The 26063-nt window shown below is 68.7% G+C and carries 27 protein-coding genes; 11 read left to right on the top strand and 16 right to left on the bottom strand.

What is annotated here, in order from left to right:
* Positions 1-10 precede the first annotated feature (10 nt).
* The 4 genes from NY1_RS09285 to NY1_RS09270 all read right to left on the bottom strand — a co-directional run bounded on the left by NY1_RS09285 (position 11) and on the right by NY1_RS09270 (position 3916).
* A complete protein-coding gene (locus tag NY1_RS09285) occupies positions 11-814 on the bottom strand; it encodes a response regulator (RefSeq protein WP_084534802.1) in 804 nt (267 codons plus the stop codon).
* A gap of 14 nt (positions 815-828) precedes the next feature.
* The gene (secY, locus tag NY1_RS09280; RefSeq protein WP_067710500.1) at positions 829-2148 is read right to left on the bottom strand and encodes a preprotein translocase subunit SecY; all 1320 of its coding nucleotides are present in this window, start codon (positions 2146-2148) and stop codon (positions 829-831) included.
* A 133-nt stretch (positions 2149-2281) separates the two neighbouring features.
* Positions 2282-2722 (bottom strand): hypothetical protein, encoded by a 441-nt coding sequence (locus NY1_RS09275; protein WP_067710498.1) that lies wholly within the window; start codon positions 2720-2722, stop codon positions 2282-2284.
* Between the two features lie 219 nt (positions 2723-2941).
* Positions 2942-3916, bottom strand: coding sequence for a helix-turn-helix transcriptional regulator (locus tag NY1_RS09270; RefSeq protein ID WP_067710496.1), 975 nt, complete (start codon positions 3914-3916; stop codon positions 2942-2944).
* 62 nt (positions 3917-3978) lie between these two features.
* On the opposite strand from NY1_RS09270, the gene NY1_RS09265 reads away from it, so the two are divergent.
* The 4 genes from NY1_RS09265 (at position 3979) to NY1_RS09250 (ending at position 6921) form a co-directional block, all read left to right on the top strand.
* The gene (locus NY1_RS09265; protein ID WP_067710494.1) at positions 3979-4332 is read left to right on the top strand and encodes a YybH family protein; all 354 of its coding nucleotides are present in this window, start codon (positions 3979-3981) and stop codon (positions 4330-4332) included.
* Between the two features lie 200 nt (positions 4333-4532).
* Positions 4533-5033 (top strand): CGNR zinc finger domain-containing protein, encoded by a 501-nt coding sequence (locus NY1_RS09260; RefSeq protein ID WP_067710492.1) that lies wholly within the window; start codon positions 4533-4535, stop codon positions 5031-5033.
* 43 nt (positions 5034-5076) lie between these two features.
* The gene (locus tag NY1_RS09255) at positions 5077-5643 is read left to right on the top strand and encodes a hypothetical protein (RefSeq protein ID WP_067710490.1); all 567 of its coding nucleotides are present in this window, start codon (positions 5077-5079) and stop codon (positions 5641-5643) included.
* A gap of 24 nt (positions 5644-5667) precedes the next feature.
* Positions 5668-6921, top strand: a complete 1254-nt coding sequence (locus NY1_RS09250; protein ID WP_067710488.1) for a serine hydrolase — start codon at positions 5668-5670, stop codon at positions 6919-6921.
* On the opposite strand, the gene NY1_RS09245 is transcribed toward NY1_RS09250, so the two are convergent.
* Entirely contained in the window at positions 6886-8328 is a 1443-nt protein-coding gene (locus NY1_RS09245) for an MFS transporter (RefSeq protein ID WP_067710486.1), read from the bottom strand. The genes NY1_RS09250 and NY1_RS09245 overlap by 36 nt on opposite strands.
* Positions 8325-9008, bottom strand: a complete 684-nt coding sequence (gene wrbA / locus NY1_RS09240) for an NAD(P)H:quinone oxidoreductase (RefSeq protein ID WP_067710484.1) — start codon at positions 9006-9008, stop codon at positions 8325-8327. The genes NY1_RS09245 and wrbA overlap by 4 nt, the downstream gene beginning before the upstream one ends.
* A 76-nt stretch (positions 9009-9084) precedes the next feature.
* Between wrbA and NY1_RS09235 the strand changes: the two genes are divergently transcribed.
* Positions 9085-9531, top strand: coding sequence for a MarR family winged helix-turn-helix transcriptional regulator (locus NY1_RS09235; protein WP_067710482.1), 447 nt, complete (start codon positions 9085-9087; stop codon positions 9529-9531).
* 24 nt (positions 9532-9555) lie between these two features.
* On the opposite strand, the gene NY1_RS09230 is transcribed toward NY1_RS09235, so the two are convergent.
* Positions 9556-10074 (bottom strand): YbhB/YbcL family Raf kinase inhibitor-like protein, encoded by a 519-nt coding sequence (locus tag NY1_RS09230; protein WP_067710709.1) that lies wholly within the window; start codon positions 10072-10074, stop codon positions 9556-9558.
* Between the two features lie 191 nt (positions 10075-10265).
* On the opposite strand from NY1_RS09230, the gene NY1_RS09225 reads away from it, so the two are divergent.
* Together NY1_RS09225 and NY1_RS42725 are read left to right on the top strand one after the other, a co-directional pair.
* Positions 10266-10577 carry a hypothetical protein gene (locus NY1_RS09225; protein WP_067710480.1) on the top strand — a complete coding sequence of 104 codons (312 nt, stop codon included), beginning with the start codon at positions 10266-10268 and terminating at the stop codon, positions 10575-10577.
* Positions 10578-10690: 113 nt separating this feature from the next.
* A complete protein-coding gene (locus NY1_RS42725) occupies positions 10691-11794 on the top strand; it encodes a baeRF11 domain-containing protein (protein ID WP_067710478.1) in 1104 nt (367 codons plus the stop codon).
* A 231-nt stretch (positions 11795-12025) separates the two neighbouring features.
* Here the strand turns inward: NY1_RS42725 and NY1_RS09215 are convergent, their stop codons facing one another.
* The 5 genes from NY1_RS09215 to NY1_RS09195 form a co-directional block, all read right to left on the bottom strand.
* Positions 12026-14251 carry a hypothetical protein gene (locus tag NY1_RS09215; RefSeq protein ID WP_084534838.1) on the bottom strand — a complete coding sequence of 742 codons (2226 nt, stop codon included), beginning with the start codon at positions 14249-14251 and terminating at the stop codon, positions 12026-12028.
* A gap of 108 nt (positions 14252-14359) precedes the next feature.
* On the bottom strand, positions 14360-14962 hold the full coding sequence (locus NY1_RS09210; protein WP_067710476.1) for a TetR/AcrR family transcriptional regulator: 603 nt from the start codon (positions 14960-14962) through the stop codon (positions 14360-14362).
* Positions 14949-15815 carry an alpha/beta fold hydrolase gene (locus NY1_RS09205; protein WP_067710474.1) on the bottom strand — a complete coding sequence of 289 codons (867 nt, stop codon included), beginning with the start codon at positions 15813-15815 and terminating at the stop codon, positions 14949-14951. The genes NY1_RS09210 and NY1_RS09205 overlap by 14 nt, the downstream gene beginning before the upstream one ends.
* An 81-nt stretch (positions 15816-15896) precedes the next feature.
* Positions 15897-16607, bottom strand: coding sequence for a GbsR/MarR family transcriptional regulator (locus NY1_RS45535; protein WP_067710472.1), 711 nt, complete (start codon positions 16605-16607; stop codon positions 15897-15899).
* A gap of 220 nt (positions 16608-16827) precedes the next feature.
* The gene (locus tag NY1_RS09195) at positions 16828-17694 is read right to left on the bottom strand and encodes an SGNH/GDSL hydrolase family protein (RefSeq protein ID WP_067710707.1); all 867 of its coding nucleotides are present in this window, start codon (positions 17692-17694) and stop codon (positions 16828-16830) included.
* Positions 17695-17806: 112 nt separating this feature from the next.
* Between NY1_RS09195 and NY1_RS09190 the strand changes: the two genes are divergently transcribed.
* Positions 17807-18469: a TetR family transcriptional regulator gene (locus NY1_RS09190; protein WP_169815325.1), complete on the top strand. Its 663-nt coding sequence runs from the start codon at positions 17807-17809 to the stop codon at positions 18467-18469.
* Here the strand turns inward: NY1_RS09190 and NY1_RS09185 are convergent.
* Positions 18418-19389, bottom strand: coding sequence for an SMP-30/gluconolactonase/LRE family protein (locus NY1_RS09185; protein ID WP_067710468.1), 972 nt, complete (start codon positions 19387-19389; stop codon positions 18418-18420). The genes NY1_RS09190 and NY1_RS09185 overlap by 52 nt on opposite strands.
* A 180-nt stretch (positions 19390-19569) precedes the next feature.
* On the opposite strand from NY1_RS09185, the gene NY1_RS09180 reads away from it, so the two are divergent.
* Complete coding sequence (locus tag NY1_RS09180) at positions 19570-21141, top strand: beta-N-acetylhexosaminidase (RefSeq protein ID WP_067710466.1); 1572 nt, start codon at positions 19570-19572, stop codon at positions 21139-21141.
* A 4-nt stretch (positions 21142-21145) separates the two neighbouring features.
* On the opposite strand, the gene NY1_RS09175 is transcribed toward NY1_RS09180, so the two are convergent.
* Positions 21146-21928: a C40 family peptidase gene (locus NY1_RS09175; RefSeq protein ID WP_233434259.1), complete on the bottom strand. Its 783-nt coding sequence runs from the start codon at positions 21926-21928 to the stop codon at positions 21146-21148.
* A 346-nt stretch (positions 21929-22274) separates the two neighbouring features.
* Here NY1_RS09175 and NY1_RS09170 point away from each other — a divergent pair, with 346 nt between their 5' ends.
* Both NY1_RS09170 and NY1_RS09165 read left to right on the top strand, forming a co-directional pair.
* Positions 22275-23012, top strand: coding sequence for a ParA family protein (locus tag NY1_RS09170; protein WP_067710464.1), 738 nt, complete (start codon positions 22275-22277; stop codon positions 23010-23012).
* Positions 23012-23920 carry a hypothetical protein gene (locus NY1_RS09165; RefSeq protein WP_067710462.1) on the top strand — a complete coding sequence of 303 codons (909 nt, stop codon included), beginning with the start codon at positions 23012-23014 and terminating at the stop codon, positions 23918-23920. Before NY1_RS09170 ends, NY1_RS09165 begins: the two co-directional genes overlap by 1 nt.
* Positions 23921-24012: 92 nt before the next feature.
* Here the strand turns inward: NY1_RS09165 and sepX are convergent, their stop codons facing one another.
* On the bottom strand, positions 24013-25200 hold the full coding sequence (gene sepX, locus NY1_RS09160) for a divisome protein SepX/GlpR (RefSeq protein WP_084534836.1): 1188 nt from the start codon (positions 25198-25200) through the stop codon (positions 24013-24015).
* 205 nt (positions 25201-25405) lie between these two features.
* Positions 25406-26056 carry a GNAT family N-acetyltransferase gene (locus NY1_RS09155; protein WP_067710705.1) on the bottom strand — a complete coding sequence of 217 codons (651 nt, stop codon included), beginning with the start codon at positions 26054-26056 and terminating at the stop codon, positions 25406-25408.
* Positions 26057-26063: the final 7 nt, after the last annotated feature.

Genomic DNA, 26063 nt, shown 5'->3' with positions numbered 1-26063 from the left:
CCTGACGTACTCAGGTGACGATGCGGCGGGTGTGGGCATAGACGGCGGCCTGCACGCGATCGCGGACGCCGAGCTTGGTGAGCACATTGGAGACGTGGGTTTTCACGGTCTGCTCGCCGACCCCGAGCGCGGCGGCGATCTCCGGATTCGTGTACGCCTTGGCGATCAACTGCAGCACCTCGTGCTCGCGCGCGGTGAGCGACCGGAGTTCCGGTGCGGCCGGGAACGGTTCGATGCCGGTGGTCAGCCGGGTGATGAGACTGCGGGTGAGCCGCGGATCGATGAGCGCGTCCCCACGCGCGGCGGTGCGAATGGCGGCGATGAGGTCCTGCGCCGGTAGGGCTTTGGAGAGGAACCCGGTCGCGCCCAGCCGCAGTGCCCGGTAGAGGTTCTCCTCGGTGTCATCGCTGGTCAGGGTGAGAATGCGGGTGGTGTTCGCGAGTTCCGCCACCGTTTCGACGATGGCCGCCTCGTCCAGCCCGGGCATATCCAGGTCCAGGATGGCGATATGCGGCCGCTGCCTGCGCATTTCGGCGATGGCGGCCGCCCCGTCCCCGACCTCGGCCACACAGCGGAAGTCGGGCTGGGTGAGGATGGCGGCGCGCAGCCCGGACCGGAACAGCACGTGCTGATCGGCGAGCAGCACCGAGATGACCGGGTCGGGACCGTGCGGATCGAGTCCCGCCGTAATGGTGCGCGCGGTCGCGGGCGTCGCGGCCTGTGCGTAACCGGTGGAGAGCACGGTGGCGGCGAGCGCGATCAGGATGGACGACACCACCCGGATCAGGGTGTGCGCCGATTTGGTCGAAGCCATCTCCAGAGTCTGCTTCAGCGGAGGAATCCCGCATAGTTGGTATTCAGCAATTGGCTCTCGACCTGCTTCATGGTGTCGAGGCCGACGCTCACCACGATCAGCACCGATGTGCCGCCGAACGCGAGGTTACGGGCCGGGCCGGAACCGCCGGCGGCCAGCAGCAGGGTCGGCAGGACGGCCACCGCGCCGAGGTAGAGCGAACCCGGCAAGGTGATACGGCTGAGCACATAGTTCAGGTAATCGATGGTCGGCCGGCCCGGCCGATAGCCCGGAATGAAACCACCGAACTTCTTCATCTCGTCCGCGCGCTCCTCGGGGTTGAACGTGATCGCGACATAGAAGTACGTGAAGAAGACGATGCAGCCGAAGTACACCGCGACATAGACCGGGTTGGCCGGATCGACCAGATACTTCGCGATGAATTCCTGCCACGCCGCCGGATCGCCCGAACTCCGCTGGGTCAACTGCGCCAGCAGATTCGGCAGATACAGCAGCGAGGACGCGAAGATCACCGGGATGACCCCGGCCTGATTCACCTTCAACGGCAGATAGGTCGAGGAACCCCCGTACAGCTTCCGACCCACCACGCGCTTGGCGTACTGCACCGGAATCCGCCGCTGGCCCTGCTCGAAATACACCACACCGATCACGGTCAGCAGCACCGCCGCGCAGATCGCGGCGAAGGTCAGCGCGCCGTGGCTGTCCAGAATCGCCTTGCCCTGACTGGGAATTCGCGCCGCGATACCGGCGAAGATGAGCAGCGACATGCCGTTGCCCACCCCGCGCTCGGAGATCAGCTCGCCGAACCACATGACCAGCGCCGCGCCCGCGGTCATGACCAGCACGATGACGACCATCCCGAAAATCGAATCGTCGGAGAGGATCCGCTCGGCACAGCCGCGGAAGAGCTGCTTGCGCGCGGCCAGCGCCACCAGGGTCGTGCCCTGCAGCACCGCCAGCGCCATCGCCAGGTAGCGGGTGTACTGGGTGATCTTGGCCTGGCCCGCCTGGCCTTCCTTGCGCAGCTCCTCGAAGCGCGGGATCACCACGGCCAGCAGTTGGGTGATGATGCTCGCGGTGATGTAGGGCATGATGCCGATCGCGAAGACCGACAGTTGCAGCATGGCGCCGCCGGAGAACAGATCGATCAATTGATAGATCCCCGCCGACGATCCGCCCGAGGCGAGTTCGGCGCACGCGCGCACCTTGGCGTAGTTCACCCCCGGCGAGGGCAGCGCCGCACCGAGGCGATACAACGCCAGCAGCCCGAGCGTGCAGAGGATCTTCCGCCGGAGATCCGGGGTGCGCAGAGCCGGTACGAAGGCGGAAAGCACCGCGTCCTCCAGTCGAATGACATTGGCGGACAGCGATTGTCGGTCCGACCCGAGGTCTTCGACGCTACGGAGCGCGACCGGGCCCGGCGTCGGTCACGAGGCGGATTTCGGCCTCCCCCGATGGAGGGAGCGATCAGTCGCGATCGTCGTCCTGGCCGCCGTCGGCGCCCTCGCCATTGTCGATCCGGCGCGGGCGCACCCGCCGCCGATTGCCCGGAGCCGGGGCGTCCTCACCGGCTCGCTTGCGGCGCAAGGCGCCGAGATCGATCACGCTGCCGTCGTGTTCGGCCGCGCCCGGCTCGGATTCCGGGGCGGGATGGCCCGCGCGGCCGGGGTCGACCGGCCACCAGCCGGTCTCGCGTTGCAGTTCCTGGCGGGTCACCGGCCGGGTCGGCGCGGGGTCGTAGGCCGAACCGCCTTCGCGCAGCCACGGCCGCTGCGGCGGCTCGCCGGCTTCCTCGGAGGCGCGCCGGGGGCGGCGCGGCAGCCGGATGACCTTCGAATCGTCTCCCGTTTCGGGCGTCGCGCTCTCGGCGGGCTTGAAAGCCTCCAGCTTCCGGCGCAGCCGCTCCACCGCATCGAACCTGTTGCCACCGGGTCCCGGTAAGGATCCGCGTCCCGGTGTTTCCCGATCGGACATCGAACTAGCCGCCGGCGAGTGCCGCGGCACCCGTCCGCACTACGACCGCCGATCTTCCGATCCGGTCCCCGAATTTCTCGCTGATTGCATAACTCACGACCACATTCTCCCCCAGTTCTCCCGACCCATGACACCGCGTGGATCCGGCAATGGTCAAGGCGACATTCCGTACCGGGCGGCCAGCTCCGCGGCGCGGTCGCGCAGGTTGTCGCGTAACCATTGCGGGGCAAGGGCTTCCGCGTCGGTGGCGAGCTGCCACAATGCCCATTCCGCGTGCCGCCGATCCTGGAACGCGGCCTCGATTCGCAGCCGGCCGTCCGTGTCGGAAGTCTCATTCCGGATGGTCAGCGCGGTGCCGAGCAATTCCTCGCGGCGCGCCGGGTGCAGCCGGATCAGCACGCTGACCTGGTCGCCGCCGGTCCGGAAACGGGTGCTGCGTTCCTGCCAGGCGCGGCCGAGGTCGACGCGGTCGGGGCGGTCGGCGGGTTCGGGCAGTTCCTCGGCGGCCAGCACCCGCGACAGCCGGTAGGTGCGGTCCTCGCCCGCGCGGATCGCCAGCAGGTAGACGTGGTCGCGGACGGTGACCAGGCCGATCGGGTCGACCGTGCGCCAGCGCGGGTCCTGGTCCACGGCCGCGTAGTGGATGCGCAGTTTGTGCCCGGCGAAGACGGCGCGGCGCACCGCGGCCACCACCGCGCCGGAACCTTCCTCGGGGTGCACGCGGCGGGCGAGCAGGTCGGTGTCCGGGTCGATCAGCAAGCGTTCGGCGGCATCGGTCGCGGTGTCGCGATGGCCCTCCGGCAGCGCGTCGACCACCTTGCGCATACCGGAGGCGAGGGCCGAGCCGAGTCCGAAAGCCTGTGCGCCCCGGCGTGATCCGGCGACCAGCAGGGCGAGGGCCTCGTCGTGATTGAGTCCGGTGAGTTCGGTCCGGAAGCCGGGCAGCAAGGCGAAGCCGCCGTGCCGGCCGCGTTCGGCGTAGACCGGGACCCCGGCCGCGGACAGCGCCTCGATATCGCGCAGCACGGTCCGGGTGGAGACCTCGAGCTCGCGGGCCAGTTCGGGGGCGGAGAGCCGGCCGCGGCGGCGCAGCAGCAAAACCAGTGAGACCAACCGGTCGGCGCGCATGAAAAAAAGTCTATCGGAATACCTGACACAAGATGTCGTGATTAGCCGGAAGGCTGGTGCTCATGACGAACAAGACCGCTGCGAATCACCCCGACGACCTGGCCGGGCTCTTCATCGAACGCGCCAATGCCGGCGATGTCGACGGCCTGGTGGCGCTGTACGAACCGAACGCCGTGCTGGCCTTCCCGCCCGGCAGCCTGGCCACCGGGCACGCGGAGATCCGCAAGGTGTACGAGCAGTTCGTGGCGGCCGCCCCGGTGCTCGTGCCCGGCCGGCAGCATCCGACCCTGGTCAGCGACGACCTGGCGCTCACCGCGGTCACGCTGACCAGCGGCGAGGTGACCGTGGAGATCGCCCGCCGCCAGCCGGACGGGACCTGGCTGTGGGCCGTGGACCAGCCGAACCTGCTGCCGTAGCGGGACCGCTGGTTTCGCGGGCGTCGGCGAAACCGCCGGCGCCCGCGCTCGCCAGCACGCCGTCCGCATCGGCGATCAGCCATTTGCCGCAGACACAGCGCAGGTAGCGGATGGCGCCGTGGGTGGAGACGACGGCGGGTGCGGGCCAAGAGCAAGCCGGGCAGGTAGCGGACATGACTTCACCCTGATGTAATGAGTCAGTGCATTTCAACCCTTACGGCGGGGTGGCCGCCGAACTGGCCGCCCGGCTGGTGAATGCCGCGCCCGGACAGGATCTCGCGCGACTGCTCGCGGAGTGCGGATACAAGCCGATCGGGACCATCGACGCGCGGCAGGACGCCGAATTGCGGCGGTGGGCCGGAGAACTCGGCGCGGTGTTCCACGATCCCACCGTCGACCGCCTCAATGCCCTGCTCGCCAAAACCGCCGGGCGGCCCTACATTTCGACCCACGACGGCCGCGCACCGCACCTGCACTACTCCGACGAATCCGCACCGATCGACGAAAGAGTGAAGGCGTACACCGCCTTCGGCCTGGCCGCCCTGTTCTGCGAGGACCCCGCCCGGATCGGCAGCTGCGCCCGCACCGGTTGCGACACCGTCTTCGTGGACACCTCACGCAACGGCCGGCGTCGCTTCTGCACCACCCGCTGCTCCACCCGGGTACACGTGGCCCAGCACCGGCAGCGCGCGGCCTCCTGAGATCGCCCTCTTGCCGGGTCTTCGGAATTCATACAATCCGCGCGTGACTCTTACCGTCGCCGACCTGTTCGGCTACACCGATCGGGAGCTCGACACCGATCTACAACGCTGGCTCCCCGACGCCGAGCCGGTGCGGATACCGCCGCAGACCCGTCCGGTAGCGCCGTTCCTGACCCGCCTGTCCCCCGGGTCGGCCGCCGCGCTGGCCGCTTTCGACCGCCGGGTCCGCTCGGGGACGATGCCGCAGTTCCTGGATGTGTTCGACTGGTCCTACGGCTTCGATTTCGCCGGAAACGATTGCGGCATCCTCGATTCCGATTACGAGACCGAACTGACCGACGACGATGTCTACTCGATCGGCGCGGACGGCGGCGGCAATCTGTTCGTCGTGCTCGCCAATGGCCAGGTAGCGGTCTGGTTCCACGAGGAGGAGGTGGTCGAGGCCGGTACCCGGTTCGATGATCTCGACGTGTTCCTGTGGTCGTTCGTGCGGTATCGCGCCGTGCGCGCGGGCCGGCTCGATCGCTCGGCGGTGGAGGCGGACTTCGTGGCGCTGGGACAGGACGGCGCGCTGGAACCGAACCTGGGGCTGCTGCGGCTCATGAAGTAGCCATGCGCCGCTACCCTGGGCGGAATGGTTGCTCCTGCCGATGCCCTGGTGCCGATCGTCGCTGATCTGGAGGCGGTGACGGCTACCGGCTATGAGGATGATCCGGCTGCGGCGGGGCTGGATCCCGCCGCGATCGAGTCGGTGTGGGAGGCGGTGCGGGAGTGGTATCGGCTGGGGACTACGCCGGCTATTCAGGTGTGTCTGCGGCGTAATGGCAGGGTGGTGCTGAATCGGGCGATCGGGCATGGGTGGGGGAATGCGCCGGGGGATGGGCCGGATGCGGAGCGGGTGCCGGTTACCACCGAGATGCCGTTCTGCGGGTTTTCCACCGCCAAGGGGGTTTCGGCGGCGCTCATGTTCATGTTGATCGAGCAGGGGGCGTTCGCGCTGGAAGATCTGGTGTGCCGGTACATTCCGGAGTTCGCGGCCAATGGCAAGGCGGGCATCACGATCGGGGATGTGCTGTCGCATTCGGCGGGGGTGCCGTTCGTGACGCCGCCGTACAAGGGGTATCAACTGGTGGTGGACGAGGAGCTGGCGGTGCGGGCGCTGGCCGATCTGAAGCCGAGCTGGGGGCCGGGGCGGTTCCGGGTTTATCACGCGCTGACCAGCGGGCTGATTCAGCGGCTGCTGGTGCAGCGCGCCACCGGGAAGCCGATGCGGGAGCATTTGAGCGAACAGGTGTTGCGGCCGTTGGGGTTCCGGTGGAACAACTTCGGCGTGCGGGACGAGGACGTCGATCTGGTGGTGCCGAGCGTCAAGGTCGGGGCGGGGCCGTCGCGGGTGTGGAGCTATCTCGCCAAGCGGGCGCTCGGCGGCGGGATGGGCGGGGCGGTTTCCGAATCGGCGACCCGGGCTTTCCTGACCGCGGAGCTGCCCTCCGGGAATCTGGTGACCACCGCGCAGGAACTGTCGCGGTTCTACGAAATCCTCGCGCGCGGCGGGGAATTGGACGGCGTGCGGATCATGCGGCCCGAGACGCTGCGGGCGGCGGTGCGGCCGGCGAACCGGATTCCGGGGGCGGCCGGACGGGTCAGCCGGGCGGGGTACGAGCTCGGGGCACGGCGGTCCAAGTTCGGCCGCCATACCGAAACGCATTTCGGCCGCAGCGGTTTGACCACCCAGTACGGCTGGGCCGATCCGGCGCGCGGCTTGTCGGGGGCGATCCTCACCAGCGGTAAGGCCACCACCGACAATGACCGGCCGTGGCGGTTGTGCGCGCGGATCTCGGCGGCGGTCGGCCTACTCGACCCCGCCGACCGCGTCTTCGACCTGTGAGCTGCCGGGCAGCAGCAGGCCGGTCGCGGCGATGAGCACGCCGATTCCGGCCGCCACCAGGAAGACTCGGTCGTAGCCGGTGGCCTGGGCGTGCTGCCCGGTCACCGGACCCGCGACCGCCGCGAGCACGGCCAGGCCGATCGATCCGCCCGCCTGCGCGGCCGTATTGGCGAGACCGCCGACTATGCCCGCGTCGCCCGCGGGCGCATCGGCGGTCGCGGTGGCCATCAGGGTCGGGAAGGTGACGCCGATACCGATCGCGATCAGCAGCGTGGGAACGAGGAATCCGGTGAGATAGCCGGTGTCCGCGTGCGCCCGGGCGAGCCAGCCGAACCCGATCAGGAAGCTCGCACCGCCGGTGAGCAGCAGGGGGCGGGCACCGAGGCTGGGCAGCCGGGCGGCCGCATAGCGCGCGACGAGCAGGAAGGTGACCGCGGCGGGCGTCTGCCCGAGTCCGGCGCGAAGGGCGCTGTAGCCCAGCACATTCTGCAGGAACAGCGAGGTGAAGTACCACATGGCGATGGCGATGAAGCCGAAGAGCAGCAGCATCGCATTGCCCAGGACCACGCGCCGGATGCCGAAGAGCCGCAGGGGCATCATCGGCCGGGACGCGAAGCGCGCCTGCACGACCACGAACACGGCCAGCAGCAGCACACCGGCCGCGATCGGTCCCAGCACCTCGGCGGCCTCCCAGCCGTGGTCGGCGCTGCCCATCACCCCGTAGATCAGCGCGGCCAGGCCGGAAGTCCCGGTGACCGCCCCCAGCACATCGAGCGATTCCCTTGCCCCCGTGCGGTTCTCACTCAGCGCGAGCACGGCGAGCGCGATGAGCGCCGCACCGATCGGCACATTGATCAGGAACACCCACCGCCACGACAAGCCGGTGGTGATGGCCCCGCCCGCGACGGCCCCGGCCATCCCGCCCACTCCTCCGGCCGCCGACCACGCACCGAATGCCTTTGCCCGCGAGCGCGGTTCGGTGAAGCCGGTATTGATCACCGCCAGCGTCGCCGGAGCCAGCAGCGCGGCCCCCGCGCCCTGCACCACCCGGGCCGCCACCAGCAACTCCGGACCGGTCGCCAATCCCCCGGCCAGGCTGGCGGCGGAGAACACCAGCAGGCCCGCGATCAGCATGCGCCGCTGCCCGAACAGGTCCGCGGCCCGGCCGCCCAGCAGCATGAAGCCCGCGAAGGTGAGCAGATAGCCGTTCACCACCCACGCCAGCCCGGACGCGCTGAACCCGAGATCACGCTGCACCGAAGGCAATGCGACGTTCACGATGGACGAATCCAGAATCACCATGAACTGGCAGGCGCAGACCAGCGCCAGCACCAGCCCGGCGGCGCGCGGCCCCGCCTGCCGGATCACGTTGCCGCCCAAGGCTTCCCCCGCAGCGTTCCGGTTCATGCGTTCACCGCTCCGGCATCGGCGAGCCGGGCGCCACCATCGCCCACGAAACCCCCGGCCTCCGCGTCGACGCGCTCCGCTCCCAGCAGCCGGATGGCGATTTCGGCCAATCGCCGCCCCTGATAGGCGGCCGCCGCCAGCGTCGCCGCATCCGGTCCCGCACCGGCCGGACCACTCACATGCGAAGTGCCGTACGGGTTTCCGCCCGCCTCGGACACCGACGGATCGGTGAAACCCGGCGGCACTATCAGAGATCCCCAGTGGTAGAAGACATTTCCGAGCGACAACAACGTCGCCTCGCTCCCGCCGTGCCGGTTGAACGCCGAGGTGAACGCGGTCACCGGCTTGTCCGCGAGCCGCCCCTCCCGCCACAGGCCCCCGGCCTGGTCGATGAACTGCTTGAGCTGCGCGGCGGGCGCACCGAACCGGGTCGGCGTGCCGAAGGCGAACGCGTCGGCCCACGCCAGATCCTCGAGATTCGCCTCGGGTACGTCCGCGGTGGCATCGATGTGCTTGCGCCACAGCGGATTCTGATCGATCGCGCGGTCGGGCGCGAGTTCGGCCACCCGCCGCAATCGCACCCGGGCCCCGGCCGCGGCGGCCCCATCGGCCACTGCTCGCGCGAGTTCGTGCACCCCGCCGGTGGCGCTGTAGTAGATGACGGCGACCTTCACGGCCATGTCCGGCTCCCTCGGTATAGAGTTAGTTACGCACATAACTGTTATGCACGTAACTAAACCCTGTCAAGGAGTGTCCGTGGACTTCGAGCAAGCCGATGCCCTCAACCAGGCCATTCGCCTGCTGACCCTGCGCCATCGCGCCCGGGCCGCCGCGCTGCTGGCCCCACTCGGCTTGCATCCGGGGCAGGAGGCGCTACTGCTCGAACTGGCCCGCACCGGCCCGCGCATCCAGGCGCAACTCAGCGATGCGCTGGGCTGTGAGCCGCCCAGCGTCACCCTGATGACTCGCAAACTGGAAGCCTCCGGCCACATTCGCCGGACCCCCGCACCGGGCGACAAACGCGCCACCGTCGTCGAACTCACCGACAGCGGACGGGATCTGGTCGATCAGGTCAAGCGGATCTGGCGCGAGCTCGCGCAGGAGACCGTGACAGGCCTGCCGCCCGCTACCGTCGCCGGACTGCCCGGCCTGCTCGCCACCCTGACCGCCAATGTCGACAACCGGCGGCCGCGGGCGCAGTGACCGCGCGCCCGGCGCGGAAGTCGTTCAGCCGCCGTAGGTTCCGACGATGACGGCCCGGGCGAGCGCGGTGGCGAAGAGGTTGAAGCCGAGCACCGCGCCGCTGGTGAACTCGTCCACGCCGAGGGTGTCGACGCCGACCGCGTGCACCGCGAAGTAGTAGCGGTGCGGGCCGGTGTTCGGCGACGGAGCGGCGCCGGTGTACTGGGCGATCCCGGCGTCGGCGCGCAGAGTGACCGCGCCGGGCGGGAGCGCGGAGCCGTCGCCCGCGCCGGTGGGCAGGGAGGTCACGTCGGGCGGGATGTTCGCCACGCACCAGTGCCAGAAGCCGGACACCGTGGGCGCGTCCGGGGCGTACATGGTGACCGCGAAACTCTGGGTGTCGTCGGGGAATCCGGACCAGGACAGCTGCGGGGAGATGTCCAGGCCGCCGACCGCGGCCGCGGCCTGATCCAGGCGCAGGGCGCCGTCGTCGGCGATGTCGTCGGAAGTCAGGGCGAAGCTGGGCAGCTCGGGTAGATAGGCGTAGGGATCAGCGCGCACCAGAACTCCTCTCGATGGCCGTTTCCGCCGCACCGCAACCGCCCGCGCCTCCCGGTGGCCGCGTCGGCACCGCGTGCCGAAACATAGCAAGACCTGCGCGAACAACCGCGGATCCGGGCCGGATCGGAGCGGCGGCCGGAATTCGTATGCTGGATGGGGCAATCCCGCATGTTTTCTGTTGGAGGTAGTTGGATATGGCTCGGATTCCCTCGGTTCCCACCGCCCTGCTCGCGGCCGGCGGCCTCACCGGCGGCTTCGCGCTCGCGCAGGCCACCAAGAAGCGTCAGCTCGGCGGCGTCGTCTTCGGCGCGGGTGTGGCGGCGTCGGTGCCGCGGTGGCGTCAGACCGTCGGGACCGGCGGGGCGGCCGCGCTGACCGGGCTGTCGATCGGCGCGATGGGCGCCTCGCACCCGCTGGCCAAGAAGATCGGCGCGTGGCCGTCGGTGGCCGTGGTGTCCGGCGTGGTGGCGCTGACCGCCTGGGCCGCGGTGGACCGCAAGGCCTGATACCCGATCCGCTGTGCGCGGGGGCGCGATAGCAATCGGTTGGCTACCCTGAGTACGGTGAGCCTCAGCGCTCGTTGCACCCACCGAGAACCCGATTCCGTGGAGGGCGAAGCATGCTGCACACCGATATCCCCACGCACAGTGAGATCCTGGCCCTGGCCCGGCAGACGGGCCCCTGGTGCGTCACCGTCTACACACCGACCGAGGTCGATACCCCCACGCCGGACCGGAACCGGGTGGCCGTGGAGAACCAGGTGAAGCAGGCCCTGGACGCCGTCGAGGACAAGGAGGCGCGCGCCGCGCTCGCCGAGGAGTTCGCCGATCTGCTCGAGGACGAGGACTACTGGCGCTTCCAGTCCCGCACGCTGGCCATATTCGCAACCCCGGAGCAACTGATCACCTACCGGGTGCCGAACCGGCTCGAACCCGCCACCACGGTGGGCGGGAAATTCCTCGTCAAACCGCTGCTGCGCACCGTCACCTTCCCGCAGGCGGCATACGTGCTGGCGCTGTCGGAGAACGCGGTCCGGCTGGTGGAGATCACCGCCGATCAGCCCGCCCAGGACGCGCCGGTGCCGGGCCTGCCCGCGAATATGCAGGCATACCTGGAACTTCCGCCGCTGGGCCGCAATCCACACGGGCGTTTGCAGGGCAGCGAGGGCCGCAAGGTCCGGGTGCGGCAATACTGCCGCGCGGTGGATCAGGCTTTACGAAGTGTATTGACAGGCTTGGACATTCCCTTGATTCTGGCCGCCACCGAACCCACCGCCTCGTTGTTCCGCTCGGTGAACACCTATCCCCATCTGCTGGACGAAGGCATTTCCGGCAATCCCGAGCGACTGTCCGACGCGGAGCTGGCCGATCAATCGCGCGCCCTCCTGGACAAGCATTACGCCGCCGAATTGGCCGAGCTGCGTGGTGAATTCGAACAGCGCCGCAGTGACGGCCGCGGCGTGATCGAGCTGTCCGATATCGCGCGCGCCGCCACCTACGGCATCGTGCACGCGCTGTTCGTGGATATCGACGCCGCGGTGCCGGGCGGGCTGGCCGACGACGGTTCGATCACCCAGGTCACCGGCGCGAACGGGGATGCACCGGGCGTACTCGACGAGATCGCGCGACGCACACTGCTTTCCGGCGGCCGGGTGCTCGCCGTGCGCGCCGAGGACATACCCGAGGGCGGTCCGGCGGCGGCAATTCTGCGCTACGCGCCCTAGCCGTAACGAATTCGGCCGATCGCCATCCGATTCGCCCGGCGGGACCGGCCGGGCGTGGAATACTTCGGCCCTATGCAGTACAGGGGATTCGACGATCCCGATGAGCACGAAGATCCCGAGTCGGCCCAGGCCCGAGTGTTCCTGGGCGAACTCGAGAAACAAATCGCCGCACTGCTCCGCCGGATGCAGACCGCGCCCTCCCCCGAAGCCCGGCAATCGCTGAATGCCGAACTAACTCAGCTGCGCCGCTACGTCGAGCGAATTCATCGCCGGTTCCCGGATATTGCCATCGTGCACCATTTCCGGCCCGGTCCACCCGGGTCGCCGGCTCTGTGAACGCCGATACGCCCAGTGCAGCAGGCCGATTCCGGTGAGCCCGGCGGCGGCCGTGCCCAGCCCGGCGTACAGGCCGGGCTGCGTCCAGGTGAGCTCGAGTTCGGCATCGCGGGTGCCCGCCGGAATATCGACGGCGAGGAAGGTACCGGCCACCGTGGTGTGCGGAATCTCCCGGCCGTCCAGCGTGATTCGATAGCCGGGCCAGGCCAGCCGGGCGAACACCAGCCGTCCGCCGGCGCCGGAGGTGACCCGGGTGACGGCGTCCGTGCCGTCGGTGGCGACCGGCGTGGCGAGCACCTGTGCGGTGTGCGCGATCAGATTGTTGTCGGCCGACACGATGCCGCCGGTCCGCTCCAGCACCCAGATGTAGCGCTCATGGCCCGGATAGGACGCCCACTCCCAGCCCTCGGGAGCCGGGCGCTCGCCCGCGTCCGGGTACTGGGCGCGATGCAGCACCACCCGGTCCACCCGCATCAGATCGACAATGGTTCGCCCCGTGGAGGATTCGACGGCGAACGCCTTACGGAAGGCGTCCGGGCAGGTGCTGCCGTCCCAGGCCATGCACAGCAGTCCGGCGAAGGCGGCGTGCCCGACCGGGGTGTAGGCGTTGACGTACTTCAGCCCGAGCGCCTTGCCGTAATTGCCGATGGCCAGCGAGCCGTAGGCGGCGCTGATATCGCGATCCTCCGGGGTCAGCACCGCCCGGTCCGCGAGTTGCAAAGTGACGCCGGGGAAATCGGGGAAGGCGGCGGTCATCTCCGAACGCCGTTCCGGGAAGTTGTAGGACAGCGGCGTGGACGGCGCACTGCGCACCTGCGTGTAGGCGATGGGGAACATGGCGGCGATGATCAGCCCGCACGCCACCGCCACCCCGCGATTGCGCGCCAGCCACAGCGCCGCGCACCCGAGCCCCGCCACCGCGGCCACCGCCAGCACGTGCCGCACCGCGATATCCGGCGCGGCCGACACCGATCGGATGAACAGCAGGCCGATCAAACTGCCGGCGGCCAGGTTCCGCCGGCGCGAGGACGCGAAAACGCCGTGGCGGCTGAGCAATACGCACACCAGCACCAGCAGCACGATGGCCAGCATGGGCAGCACCCGCGCCGGCCAGCGCAGCGGCCCGATCGCGCCCGGACCGGCCGTCCACATCAGCACGGCCACCGCGAACAGCCCCGGCCCGGCCAGCTCGCGCGCCGAATGCAGCGCCGCCCGCCAGTCGATGAAGGCCAGCGCCGGAATCAGGAACCAGGCGATATAGACCATGGGCAGCGGCTGCACATGACCCCACCAGGCGGTGAAAGCCGGTGTGGTGCTGGGCAGGCTGGCATTGAGCGATTCCGACCACGGCACCGTCAGGAACGGATCGTTGTGGATGCGGGCATTGCCGCGCCAGGTCACCTGTGAGGACAGGAAGCCGTTGAGATTGGCCAGCAGCGCCGTCAGCACCGCGAAACCGGAGGCCAGGGCCAGCCGCAGCACGGGCCGCCACTGCCGTTGATAGATGTACTCCCCGGCCAGCACCGCGACGATCATCAGCGCGGATTCGACCGCGGGAAAGGCGTATTGGATGGTGAGCGCCAGGTACAGGAAGATCAGCAGCGGGATCGGCCCGCGCCGCCCGCGCGCGTAGAGCACCGCCGAGGCCCAGGCGTGCAGCATCCACGCCGTCCCGGTGTGCGAGGTGAACCAGCTGGCCTCGTCGAAGAACAGGAACCAGCCGCTGAGCGGGAACGCCACGCCCGCCACCGCCGCCCACGGGGCCCGCGCGCCGTAGGCCAGGCAGATCCGGAAGACGCCCAGCGCCGCGATGATCGAGAAGATCAGTTTCACCACGGTGGCGTAGACCGCGAGATTGTCCATCGAGGGCGCGAGCAGATAGACCAGCAGCTGGGGCGGGTTGTAGAGCCCCGCTTCCTCCAGGGTGTAATTGCCCGCCATCCATTCCCACGGCAGCAGTGCCGGAAAGCGGCCCGCGCGCAATTGTTCACCCAGGGCCACCCACATGGGGGCGTATTGCGCCTCGGTGTCATCGGTGTAGAAATGGCGGGCGTCGGCCAGCAGAACTACCGCATAACCGGCAATTACCCCGAGTGCGGCGACCGCTCCCCAGATCCGAATCCGTTTGCTCGATTCGCGTGTCGCACTTGTACTCACGAGCGGCGAACTGTAGGCGCGATCGCCGCCCGCCGCAAGACCTTCGCTCACGAATTCATCAATCGGACGTCTTTATCCGGAACGCAGGATGCCGGCGATCAACAGCAGCAGCGATTGCTGGGCTTGCGCTCCGGCGGTATCCGGGTCGTCGGCGTGCGCGACGATGAGCGCGGCCTCGCTCAGCGCGCTGATCAGCAATTGCGCCAGCACCGGAATCGGGGCCTCGGCGATCAGCCCGGCGGCGCGGGCGCGTTCCAGCTGGGCGGTGATCAGCCCGAGGCTGTGCTCGGTCTCGAATGCCCGCCAGGCCTGCCAGCCCAGCACGGTGGGCGCGTCGGTGAGCATCATGCGGAGCATTGCGGGGCGGCGGCAGATCTCCAGGAAGACGTTCAGGCCGACCGCCATGCCGCCCAGCAGATCATCGGGATCGACGGTGGCTATGGCGGTTTCGATCTCGGCGGTGATCTCCACCTCGAGTTGCTCCAGCACGGCCAGGAACAGACCGCGCTTGTCGCCGTAGTGGTGGTGCAGCGCGCCCCGGGTGACACCGGCCGCCGCGACCAGATCCTCGGCCGAGGTGCCCGCGAAACCGCGCTCGGTGAACAGCCGGCGACCGGCGTCCTCGAGCGCGGCCCGGGTGGTGCGCGAGCGGTCCTCCTGGCTACGGCGTGGCATGCAGCCGAGTGAACTCCAGGATCGCCTCGGTGAGCAACTCGGGCTGGTCTTCGGGGAGGAAGGTGTAGGAATCGTCGATGAGCCGCAGGGTGGCGTCGGGGAATTCGCGGGCCAGGCGTTCGGCATTGGCGACGGGGAAGAGTTTGTCCTCGCGCGCCCAGGCCAGCAGGATCGGGATATCGATCGCCCCGAAGTGTTTCGCGGCGTCCAGGGTGTAGCGCTTGTTCAGGGTTTTCAGCAGGCGGCGCAGGTCTTTTCGAATGGCGGCGGAATTGCGGCTGGGCAGCAGATAGGAATCGGCGATCTCCGGGGGCACCGGGCGTTTGGCCACCCAGCCGAACGCCATGGGCAGGCGGTGCAGGGCGCGGACGCGCATGGATTCGGTGAGCGGGCGCAGCGCACCGGGGATGCGGGCCAGCGGCGGGAGCAGCTTGAACGGTTGCGGCAGGAAGTACTCGTGGCTGTCGACCGAGGACAATACGACGCGGCCGATGCGGGAGCGGTCGCGGGTGAGCAGCACCTGGGTGATGGCGCCGCCGGTGTCGTTGGCGACCAGGGTGACGTCGGTGAGATCGAGGCGTTCCAGGAAGGCCGCGATCAGATCGGCGACGCCGGTGGGGCTGAGATCGGCGGTGGGGACCGGGATTTCGTGGGAACCGAGCGGCCAGGTCGGGGTGAGGCAGCGGTAACCGGCGGCCGCGATGCCGGGCACCACCTTGCGCCAGAGATCGGCATTGACGAGGAGGCCGTGGACGAAGACGACCGGCGCGCCCGCCCCCGTTTCGTGGTACCTGATGCGGCCGCCGGGAAGATCGATCTGCTGGGCCCGGCCGAGTGATGCGCTGAGAGCCATCGCTTCTCCAATGTTGGGGTACCTCCACACTGTTACATACATACGGTATGTATGTCTATGGGGGCTCGAAGAAAGTCGGCCTCAGCCGCTCAGCTTGTCCCGCCAGAGCTCCGCCGAGCGGACCATGTCCCGGCCGACCTGATCGAGGTACTCGCTCATGCCCAGCAGGCGCATGCCCGCCGGAGTGGCGATGCCGAGCGAATCCGCGCCGTCCCGCGCCTTGGCCGCGAGGCGCTCGTTGGACCGCGCGCCCGCGATAGTGGCCCGGTACCAGGCGGATTCGTCGATGAAGTAGCGGTCGCGCCGGGTGCCCGCGTCCCGTTCGCGGCGGATCAGCTCCTGACTCTCCAGATAGCCGACCGCGGCGGAAACCGTTGCGGGACTGACGCTCAGGTGCCGCACCAGCTCCCCCGCCGTCACGCTGCCGGAATCCGCGGCGTACAACCGCGCCAGCACCGCCGCCGCCATCTTGGGCAGCCCGGTCTGGGTGAACAGTTCGCCGAACTGCGCGCTGAACTCGGCGATCTGTTCGGAGCTGCGCCCGTATTCGTCCGCGCCGGTGACTCTTTCGACGCGTTTGGGGCGCGGAATCCGGCGGCGGGAACGCACCACGGTGGCGGCGTGCGCGAGATCGGCGCGATAGCGACCGGGGCCGCCGTTGCGGGTCACCTCACGGCTCACCGTGGAGGTGGGCCGCCCGAGCTGCCGGGCGATCTCGGCGTACCCCAAACCCTGTGCCAGCCCGGAGGCGATGCGACGCCGATCATCGGGCGTGAGTCTTCCTCCGGGCATGGCGGCTCTCCTTCATCAGTGCTGCGAGGCGGCTCGAGCTTTGCGCAACGGGGCCCTCCTATTGCAACACACGACCAGGGGAATTGCCTTGGGGTGCAGCCGGTTCGATAGCTTGTATAGTGTATCTACCTGGCTTTATACCGTTCTCGTGTTCATTCGTTCATTATCAATAGTGTGAACGCAACGTAGCGTTCGCGATCATTCGAACGACCGGACCGGCTCAGTCCGCGAGCGCCGCGACCGCCAGTTCGGCGACCGCCCGGGTGCCGCTCGCATTCGGATGGAAAGGCGTGGTGGCTGCCGCAGGGAGCAGCGGTTCGATCCAGCGAGTGCCCGCCGGCTGGCACATGTCATGTCCGGCAACGGCATTCACGTCCACGCCGATCGCGCCGACGGCCGCGCCCACCTCCAGCTGCATCGTCGCGAACCGGCGCAATGCCGCGGTCAGATACGTGACATCGCCGCGCGCGAACGGCGCGGCGGGCCAGCAGCCGTCCGCGGCCGGGAGCGGGGACAGGTAGTTCACCACGACGATGGTGGCGTCCGGCAGGCGATCCCGAATCCCTTGCAGCACAGCGGCGACCCGCGGCCGGATCTCGTTCTCGATCCGGGCGGTGAGCTGATCGAATCCGGCGCTCGAGTTGTACCGCTCGCACGGATTGCCCTCCGGATCGGTGACCGCCAGCGCCGCGCACGGACCAAGGGTGAGCGGCAGGCTGAGATCGTTGCCGCCGATGCTCACGCTCACCAGATCGGTGTCCGGCGTCAGCGCGTCGAACTGCGGCGGATTGAAACCGAGACCGACGAACTGCGCCGTGGTCATATTCGCGGTGGTGGCGTCGCCGCAGGTGCTGTCCACGAACTGCCCCGGCCGCAGTGCGGCCGCCAGGTAACTCGGATAGTTCTTGTGCGATCGGAAACAGCCCGGGGTGCCGTACTGGTCGAGCAGGTCACCCACCGCCGCATACGAATCGCCCAGGGCGACATAGCGTTCGAAGCGCGGGGCGGCCGCGGCGGGCGACGCCGAGAGCAGGGCGCCCGCGGCGAGACAGGTCAGCGCGGTCAGGACGGCGGACAGTGATCGCATATCGTTTCCCTCGGGTCGCACCGGGTTCCAGCAGGTCACGAGTTAATCAGAGCCGCTTAAAAATGGAAGCCAGTTTGCTTAATCCGTGTCCGGAAAGCGCTATAGTGGCTCCGTGACCAGCCCAGACGCCCGGGAACTCATCCTGCTCGCCGGTGAGCGCACCATTGCCGAACGCGGACCCGATGTCGCCCTGCGCGATATCGCGGTGGCCGCCGGCCAGCGCAACAACTCCGCCGTGCACTACCACTTCGGCTCCCGCGACGGGCTCATCGGCGCCATCATCGAGCGGCACCAGCCCGCACTGGAATCGCGGCGCACCGAACTGCTCGCCGATCACGAGGCCGCCGACGCACCCGATTCGGTGGCGGCGCTGGTGGGAATCCTGGTGCGGCCCATGTTCGATGTGCCCTACAGCGAGGGGTCCACGCATTACGCGCGCTTCCTCGAACAGGCCCGCGCGCATCCGGCGGTGAGCGGACCCGATCTGCACGAGCAGCGCTGGTCCGCCACCCGGGTGCTGGTCGGGCGGCTCTACAAGGCCATGTCGGCGCTGTCCCCCGCCATGCGGCGCTACCGGCTGAAAGCCATGAGCACGGTCATGTTCGCGCTGCTGGCCGACTACGAACGCCAGCAGTTCGAGAGCGCCGCCGACCGGGCCGAGGCGCAGGACCACATCATCGCCATGATCGTGGGCCTGCTCACCGAACCGGTCGGCGCCGCGGTTCAGGGCGTGGCGGTGCGGGCGTCCGGATCGAATCCGCCGGGGATCTCGTAGACCTGGCCGGTGAAGGTGGCCCCGAACAGGCGGCCCGCCGAAAAGCCCTGGGCGCCACGGCCGTAGCTGAGCACGCTGGTGAACTGCGGGCCGACGCCCAGGACGCAGAACTGCTGCGGGGCGTCGATGCGGACCACCTGGCCGGAGGGATTCAGCGGCACCACCGGGCGGTCCAGGGAATCCAGGGTGAGGCCGTCCGGCGCGGCGAAGTAGTCACCGCCGCCCAGATCCAGCATCGATTGCGGGGCCCACGGGGCGTCGGTCGGGATTCTGCTCACGCCCGGATTGACGAAAGTCCTTGACACATAGAGGAATTCGTCATTACTGGACAGGACGGCGCCGTTGGCACTCGGCAGACTCCCCCAATCCGCCTGCACCACACCGTTCGGGTACACCCGGCCGATGAGATTGCCGAAATCATTGGTGGCATAGATGATTCCGTCGCCCGCGACATCCATGCCGTCGGCAGCGCTCAAACCGCTCGCATACGGCTGGGTGAACCCGGTGTCCGGATCGATCTGCACGATCCCGGCGTGCCGGATGGCGTCGCCGATCAGCACCCGGGCGTCGGCACCGTATCCGACCAGCAGTTTCCCGTCCGGCGTCCAGGCCAGCGCACCGCCGCCGCCACTGGGCACGGTGGCGATCTGCACCGGCGGCGCGCCCGGCGCGTCGATGCGATACACCCGCCCGGACCACAGATCGGTGGTGAAGGCCCGGCCGGCCGCGTCCACGGTCAGGCCCTCCAGGGCCGCGCCGCCGACCACTCCGACCGTGACGGTCGGCTGTCCCGCGCCCGCGCATACCGGCGCGGCCTGTGCGGGTGCGCCGGTCATGACGCTCAGCGCGGCGAAAGTGACCGTCGCGAGGGCGGCCGCCAGGGGATGGCGGGCCGCCAGGAGAGCTTTCCTCGTGCTCATTCCGCACCTCGGATTCAGTCGATCGAAGTGTTGTCACCCCAGTTCCGGGGGTAAATCGGTATATCGCTCAGGGGGCTTTACCCGTGACAGGATCCTAGTTCCGATTCGCCGAGTCACCGGGACGAATCGGGCAACGCTGGTACTTTGTGCCGGTCTCGACACCTTGCCGAAGGGATCAGGATGTCCGGCCTCACCCGTCCGCCCCGCCGCCGTTTCCGGGCGGCGGCCTGCCTGTCGGCGGCAATCGCCTGCGCCCTGCTGAACGCACCGGCGCTGCACGCGAATCTGGTTGTGCCACAACAGCTTCCGGACACGATGCCGAGCATTCGCGAATGGTCCGGGGGCGGAACGGATTTCCGGCTCGCCGCCGACGCCCGGGTGATCGCCGACGCGGAACTGACCGAGACCGCCCGGCTGCTGGCCGCCGACCTCACCGCGGCCGGGAAACCCGCCACCACCGGCGGCGCCGCGCGCAGCGGTGACATCGTGCTGCGACTCGACGCCGCCGCGCCGGCTGCCGCCGAGGGCTACCGGATCTCGGTCGGCGACCAGCTCACCATTTCGGCGACCACCCGGCTGGGCATCGTCCACGGCACCCAGACCGCGCTGCAATGGTTGCGCCAGACCGATACCGTTCCCGGTGGCACCGCCCAGGATTGGCCGGACTATCCCGAGCGCGGACTCATGCTCGATACCGCGCGCGAGTTCTTCCCGGTCGACTGGGTGAAGGCCCGCATCCGGGAAGCCGCCTACCTGCGCATGAACCTGCTGCAACTGCACCTGTCCGATTCCCTCGGGTTCCGGCTGGCCAGTACCGCGCATCCGGAGATCACCTCGCCGGAGCACTACACGGCCGCCGATATTCGCGAGATCGTGGACTACGCCTCGGCTTACGGGATCGAGATCATTCCCGAGATCGATATGCCGAGCCATATGAACGTCATTCTGGCCGGGCATCCGGATCTGATCCTGCAACCGGAGCGCACCAGCGCCACCGACGCGATCCAGGACAGTCTCATCGGCGGCGGCATTCCGGGGAAGATCGATCTCACCAACCCGGACGCGTACCGGCTCGTCGAGGACATCCTGCGGGAATTCGTTCCGCTGTTCCCGGGGCGGTACTGGCATATCGGCTGCGACGAATACGTCTCGGACTACAGCCGGTATCCGCAGTTGAGCGCATACGCCGCCCGGACCATCGGACCCGATGCGGTCGCGGGCGATGTCATCGTCGCCTTCGCCAATTGGGCGGCCGGGATCGTCGAATCCTTCGGGAAGGTCCCGCGCGCCTGGAACGACGGCTTCGACCATGCGGCGGCGCTGACGCCGAAATCCGAGATCGTGGTGCAGTACTGGTCATCCAGTGCGGGCGGGCTGCCCTGGCTGCCCGGCGGGCGCACGCCCGAGGAGTTCACCCGGCGGGGCAATCCCATCCTCAATGCGGCGTTCACGCCCACGTATTTCGCCTCCGGCGGCTGGGCCGCCAATTTGAACGCGCCGCCCGAATTGCTGTGGGCCTGGGACCCCGGGCTTTTCGTCAACGGGCAACGCCTGCCCGAATCCGATCGGCGCCTGTTGCGTGGCTCCATGGTCTTCCTCTGGTGTGATGATCCGACCGCCATGACTCCCGATCAGATCGTCGGGCCGTTGCGGGCCCGGTTGCCGGTGATGGCCCAGCACCTGTGGACCGGAATGAACGGCATCTCGTATCCGGAACTGGTGCGGCGCACGAACTCCGCGGGACTGCCCTGACGACTCAGAAGCGGCGCGCTCCGGTGACCGGCATATTGTCCATCGGCGAGACGGTCACGCCGCTGCCGTAGGTGGAGGCGTGAATCACCTGGCCGTCACCGGCGTACAGCGCGGAATGGCCGCCGCCGTAGAAGGACACCAGATCGCCGGGCTGCAAATCGTCCAGCGCGACCGGGGTGCCGGAGTTCAGCTGCGAGTAGCTGGTGCGCGGGAGATCCACGCCCGCTTGCGCATACGACCACTGCACCAGGCCGGAGCAGTCGAAGGAATCGGGGCCGTTGCCGCCGGCGCGGTAATCGGAGCCGATCCGGGAGTGGGCGGCCTCGACGGCGCGCTCACCCTTGGACTTCGGCATGGGCGCGGGGGCCGCGTGGAAAGTGGTGACCGGCACATCGGTCACGCCGGGAATTCCGGTCAACAGCGGCAGGCTGTTCGGGATCGCCACATTTCCGAAACCGGCGACCATGACATTGCGGAATTCGGGAACCGCCGGAGCTGGAATGGGTTCCACCGCGGCGACGGCGGTCCGCACCGGGGCGATCGTTTCGTTTTCCGGGACCGCGGTCATTTGCGCGGCGTCGGCATCGGCCACCCCGGGAATCGTCACGGGACGGAATCCGAAATTCGCGGCGACCTCGGCGATCTCGTTCGGTACCTCGAATTCGCCGACACCGGGAACGCTCACCGGCTTCGCCTGGGCCTCGCCCGCGGTGCACATCATCACCACCGTTACGGCCGCCGCACCCAGCAGCACCGCTGCCAGCGCTCGCCAGCTCAGGCGAGGCAAGAAATCCAGAACCCTCTGTCTGTCACCGATCGTATCCATGTTGCGGTCCTCCGATCCAGCCGTGAAAGCTATTCGGTTTCCCTACACACTTCGTTCAGTTCGGTACTGCCAGCAGATCCGAGATTGCATATTTCGCCGGAATCTCGAGGACCGCGTCGAATGACACGCGTGTTATTCATAACGGAATCGTAAACATCGGCGGCTGTGTCCAATTGGACACAGCCGGAATTCGTCTCGATCGAGCGATAAAACCCGCGAAACAGCGCGGCGAATCCGGGACGTCACGCGCGCGCGTGTGAGACTGGACCGCATCTACAGTGCCCTCCCCATTCTCAGGAGGATGTCCATGACCGAATCCATTGCGTCCCCGAAACTTCCCGAACCGCTCGTGGTCACGCTCGGGAATCTCAAAGGCGGCGTGGGTAAGACCACCTCGGCGTTCTTCCTCGCCGCCTATTTCGCCAACACACACCGCCTGCGGGTGCTGGTGATCGACGCGGATCCACTGAGTCAGACCGGGTACTCCTGGTACCGGCGGCTGCAGAAGGCCGAGATCCCGGTACCGTTCGAGCTCATCGCCTTTCCGTCCCGGCACGTCAACGACTGCATCACCGACAATGCCGGGAACTACGACGTGATCATCGTCGACGCGGGCGGGGAATCGGCCGATATCTTCAAGGCCGCCGTGCCCGAGAGCGACGAACTGATCCTGGTCACCAGCGTCAGCCCCTCCGAGGTCAAGCGGGTGCCCAGTACCTATCGGGCCGCCGAGGAGGCCGCCGCGGAGAGCTCACGCGAGATCCGGGTCCGGGTGCTGATGACCAAGGTGCCGGTCACCATGAAGAACGGCGTCAATGTCTCCACCGAATACCGGTCGCAGCGCGGAAATCTCGAAGACGCGGGCTACGAGGTGTTCAATTCCTATGTGAGCGCTTGGAAGTGGTACCGCGAGGCCGCCGACGGTGAGGTCGGAGACGGGGCCGAGAATCCTCTCGAGGATCTCGGCGAGTACAGCCAGGTGGGCGACGAACTCGTCGCGACCTACCTGACCGCCGCCCGCGTTCCCGTGGAGGTGCCCGCCTGATGCCCCCGCAGCGGCGCAAGTCCTCGATCGGCGGCGGGTCAGCGCCCGCCGCCGCCCGCAATCCGCTCGCCGACGAAGCCGAGCACACGCCACCGGTCTCGCCGCTGCGCGACGCCGAATGGCATGGGGCGGCGCAGCTTCGGGCGGTGACCTCCGAGATGCGCGGCGGGTCCGACGATCCCATCCTCGCGATCATCGGGCCGGCGGCGGTCGCGCCGGCGGCTCCGCCCGCGCAGCAGAACGTGCTCGACATGCCGTTGCCGGAAGCCGGCGACGGGCCGCTGAGCACACGGGAGCGGGAACAGCTCGAAGTCTGCGAATCCTCCATCGACGCACTGCGGGTGGCGTTCTGGACGGCGGGACGGGCCCTTCAGATCGTCCGCGACGGGCGGCTCTACCGGTCCGATCACGCCAGCTTCGACGACTATGTCGAGAAGCGCTGGGATATGCAGCGGTCGTACGCGCACAAGCTGATTCGGGCCTGGCCGCTGGCCGCCAAACTGCATCCGGTGGCGCCGTCCATCAACGAAGGGCAGATTCGCGAGCTGCTGCCGGTGGCGGCGGCGCACGGCGAGGACGCGGCGGTGACCGTCTACACCACCCTCGCCGCCGATGTGAAGGTCACCGCGGGCAAGCTGCGGGAGGCGGTCGGCGTGCTGCCGGCCGACTACGACGAAGGCGAAGTGGTGCAACGGCTGCGCGCGTGGCTGCGCGGCGATCTGCCGGACGATCAGCCGCGCACCACGGATGTGTTCAGCACCGCCGAATCCCGGCTCACCGCGCTCACCCAGAAGGTGGTGCGCGGCTCGGGTGAGGATCCCGCCGCCGCGCGCGAGTTCGCCGCCAAGCTCCGCACCATGGCCGAACTCATCGAGCGGCAGATCCCGGCGGGCGACCGGAGGGGCTGAGCCCCTCCCCTGCTGAGAACGACTACACACGAAATACGAAGCGGGCCCGCGATCTGGATCGCGGGCCCGCTTTCTGTTCGGAGTGCTCCCGGCTATTCGCCGACGGCGCGGCGTTCCCGGGCCGCCGTGGCGCGCTGGCGGGTGGCACGGGCGGTGGCGGCGTCGAACAGTTCCAGATGCTCGAAAGCCGGGTCCTCGTCATCGGGTTCGACCAGGACCGCCCGGCGCAATTGATTGCGGGTCTCCTCGCGATCGGGCACGGGCGCGGCCGCGGCGCGCGAGGGCTCCTCGTCCTCGCTGGAGACGCGCGGACGCGAGAGCCGGGCCAGCCGCCGGCGGCGGATATCGGATTCCAGGCGGACCTGGCGGCGTAGGTAGGCCAGATAGGCCACCAGCACCGTGCCGGACAGCGCGCACAACCACCACAGCGTGGCGGACATGGCGAAACCGGCGGCCGCGAAGATCAGCGTGCTCAGCACCAGGCCGAGCACGGCGCGCTGGCGGAAGGTGTAGCGGGCGGCGCGGGCGATGGCGTCGGCCTCGGGGTCGTAACCGCCGCGGCCGCGCCGGGAGGGCACGAAATCGCCGTCGTCCTCGTCGGATTCGAAGCCGAGGTCGTCCTCGGGCTCGGGCTCGCGCAGGGCGGGGACCCGGGCGCGCTGCGGGGACTCCGGGCGGACCCGCCGGCGGCCGGCGCCGGACTCCGCCGAATCCTCTTCTAGCACAACGGAATCCGCGTCGTCGTCGCGGTCTTCCGCACGGGCCTCACGGTCCGCGTCCTCTTCGCGGTCCTCGGACTCGGCACGCGCCTCGCGGTCTGCACGATCATCATTGTCGGAGTCCGCGCCGAGTTCGGCATCGGATTCCGCTGTCTCCGCCCCGAATTCGTCCCCGGCCTCGATTTCGGCGGCCGAGTCCGCGGCGGAGCTGGGGTTTTCGGGCGGCGGCGCGGAAGCCTCGCCGGTGGTACGTGCGCGGGCGGTGTCGAAATCCTTCTCGTCCGATTCAGCGGTGGAGCTGTCGTCCGATCTGGTCATCCGATCCTCCGGATCATCGCTGTGGTGATGCTTCCTGCGTACCGGCACGTAGTCCGGGTCGGTGTCGTGTCCGGCGGCCGGACCTTTCCTGGTGCGCGGCTTGGCATCCCCGCGGTGCAGCACCCGGGTGGCCAGGGCGGCGTCGGTGTGCTGGCGGATGCGGGGATGGCGGGTGGTCAGCATGGGGAACAGCACGAACACCCAGAGCACGACCAGGCCAATCCACAAGATCGAATTCGGCATCGTGCTCACACCTCCGTCCCCGCCTGACAGTTCTCCATTCGACGTGCACCGCAGCGCCTTCCAGCGGTACTTCGGACGCACCACCGACGTCCGTAGGCTAATTCCACACCACAGGAATACCGCTTAGGCGCGCCGACCACACCTGCACCATTAGTCACACGATTTTCGTACCGGTTACCCCGGTATTAGAGCGTGTGACCACCGGTCAAGCCCGCGCGGCGCGCCCGGTGCGAATCAACCTGTCCACCACTGTGCCCGAAACTTCCTCCACCGTCATGGCCACCAGGAGATGGTCGCGCCACGCGCCGTCGACATCCAGGTAGCGCTGCAGCAAACCCTCCTCGCGGAAACCCACATTCCGCAGCACGGCTTGGCTGGCAAGGTTTTCCGGGCGCACCGTGGCCTCCACGCGGTGCAGGCCCACCTCGCCGAAACAGTGGTCCAGGCCGAGCGCCAGCGCGGCGGTGGCGACGCCCTGGCCGCCCACCTCCTTGGACACCCAGTAGCCGATCCAGGCCGAACGCAGCGCGCCGCGCACGATATTGCCGACCGTGAGCTGACCGCTGAAGCTGCCGTTGACCTCGATCACCAGCGGAATCATCGCGCCGCGCCGGGCTTCGGCCTTGAGCGAGGACCACAGCGAGGGCCAATTGCCGCCGTGATTGCGCGCCTCCCACGCGCCGCGACCGGTCGGTTCCCACGGCTCCAGGTGCTCCCGATCGCGGGTGCGGATCCGGCTCCAGGCCGAGGCATCGCGTAAACGGATGGGCCGCAAGGTGACCGTGCCGGCCGCCACTCGCACCGGACCCAGATGCGCCGGCCACCCCGGGTGCTGAGCGGCCCGGAAGACATTCATGTCCACG

Source organism: Nocardia yamanashiensis NBRC 100130 (assembly GCF_001613325.1).
Taxonomy (GTDB): Bacteria; Actinomycetota; Actinomycetes; order Mycobacteriales; family Mycobacteriaceae; genus Nocardia; species Nocardia yamanashiensis.
This window is presented reverse-complemented; position numbering and strand designations above follow the sequence as displayed.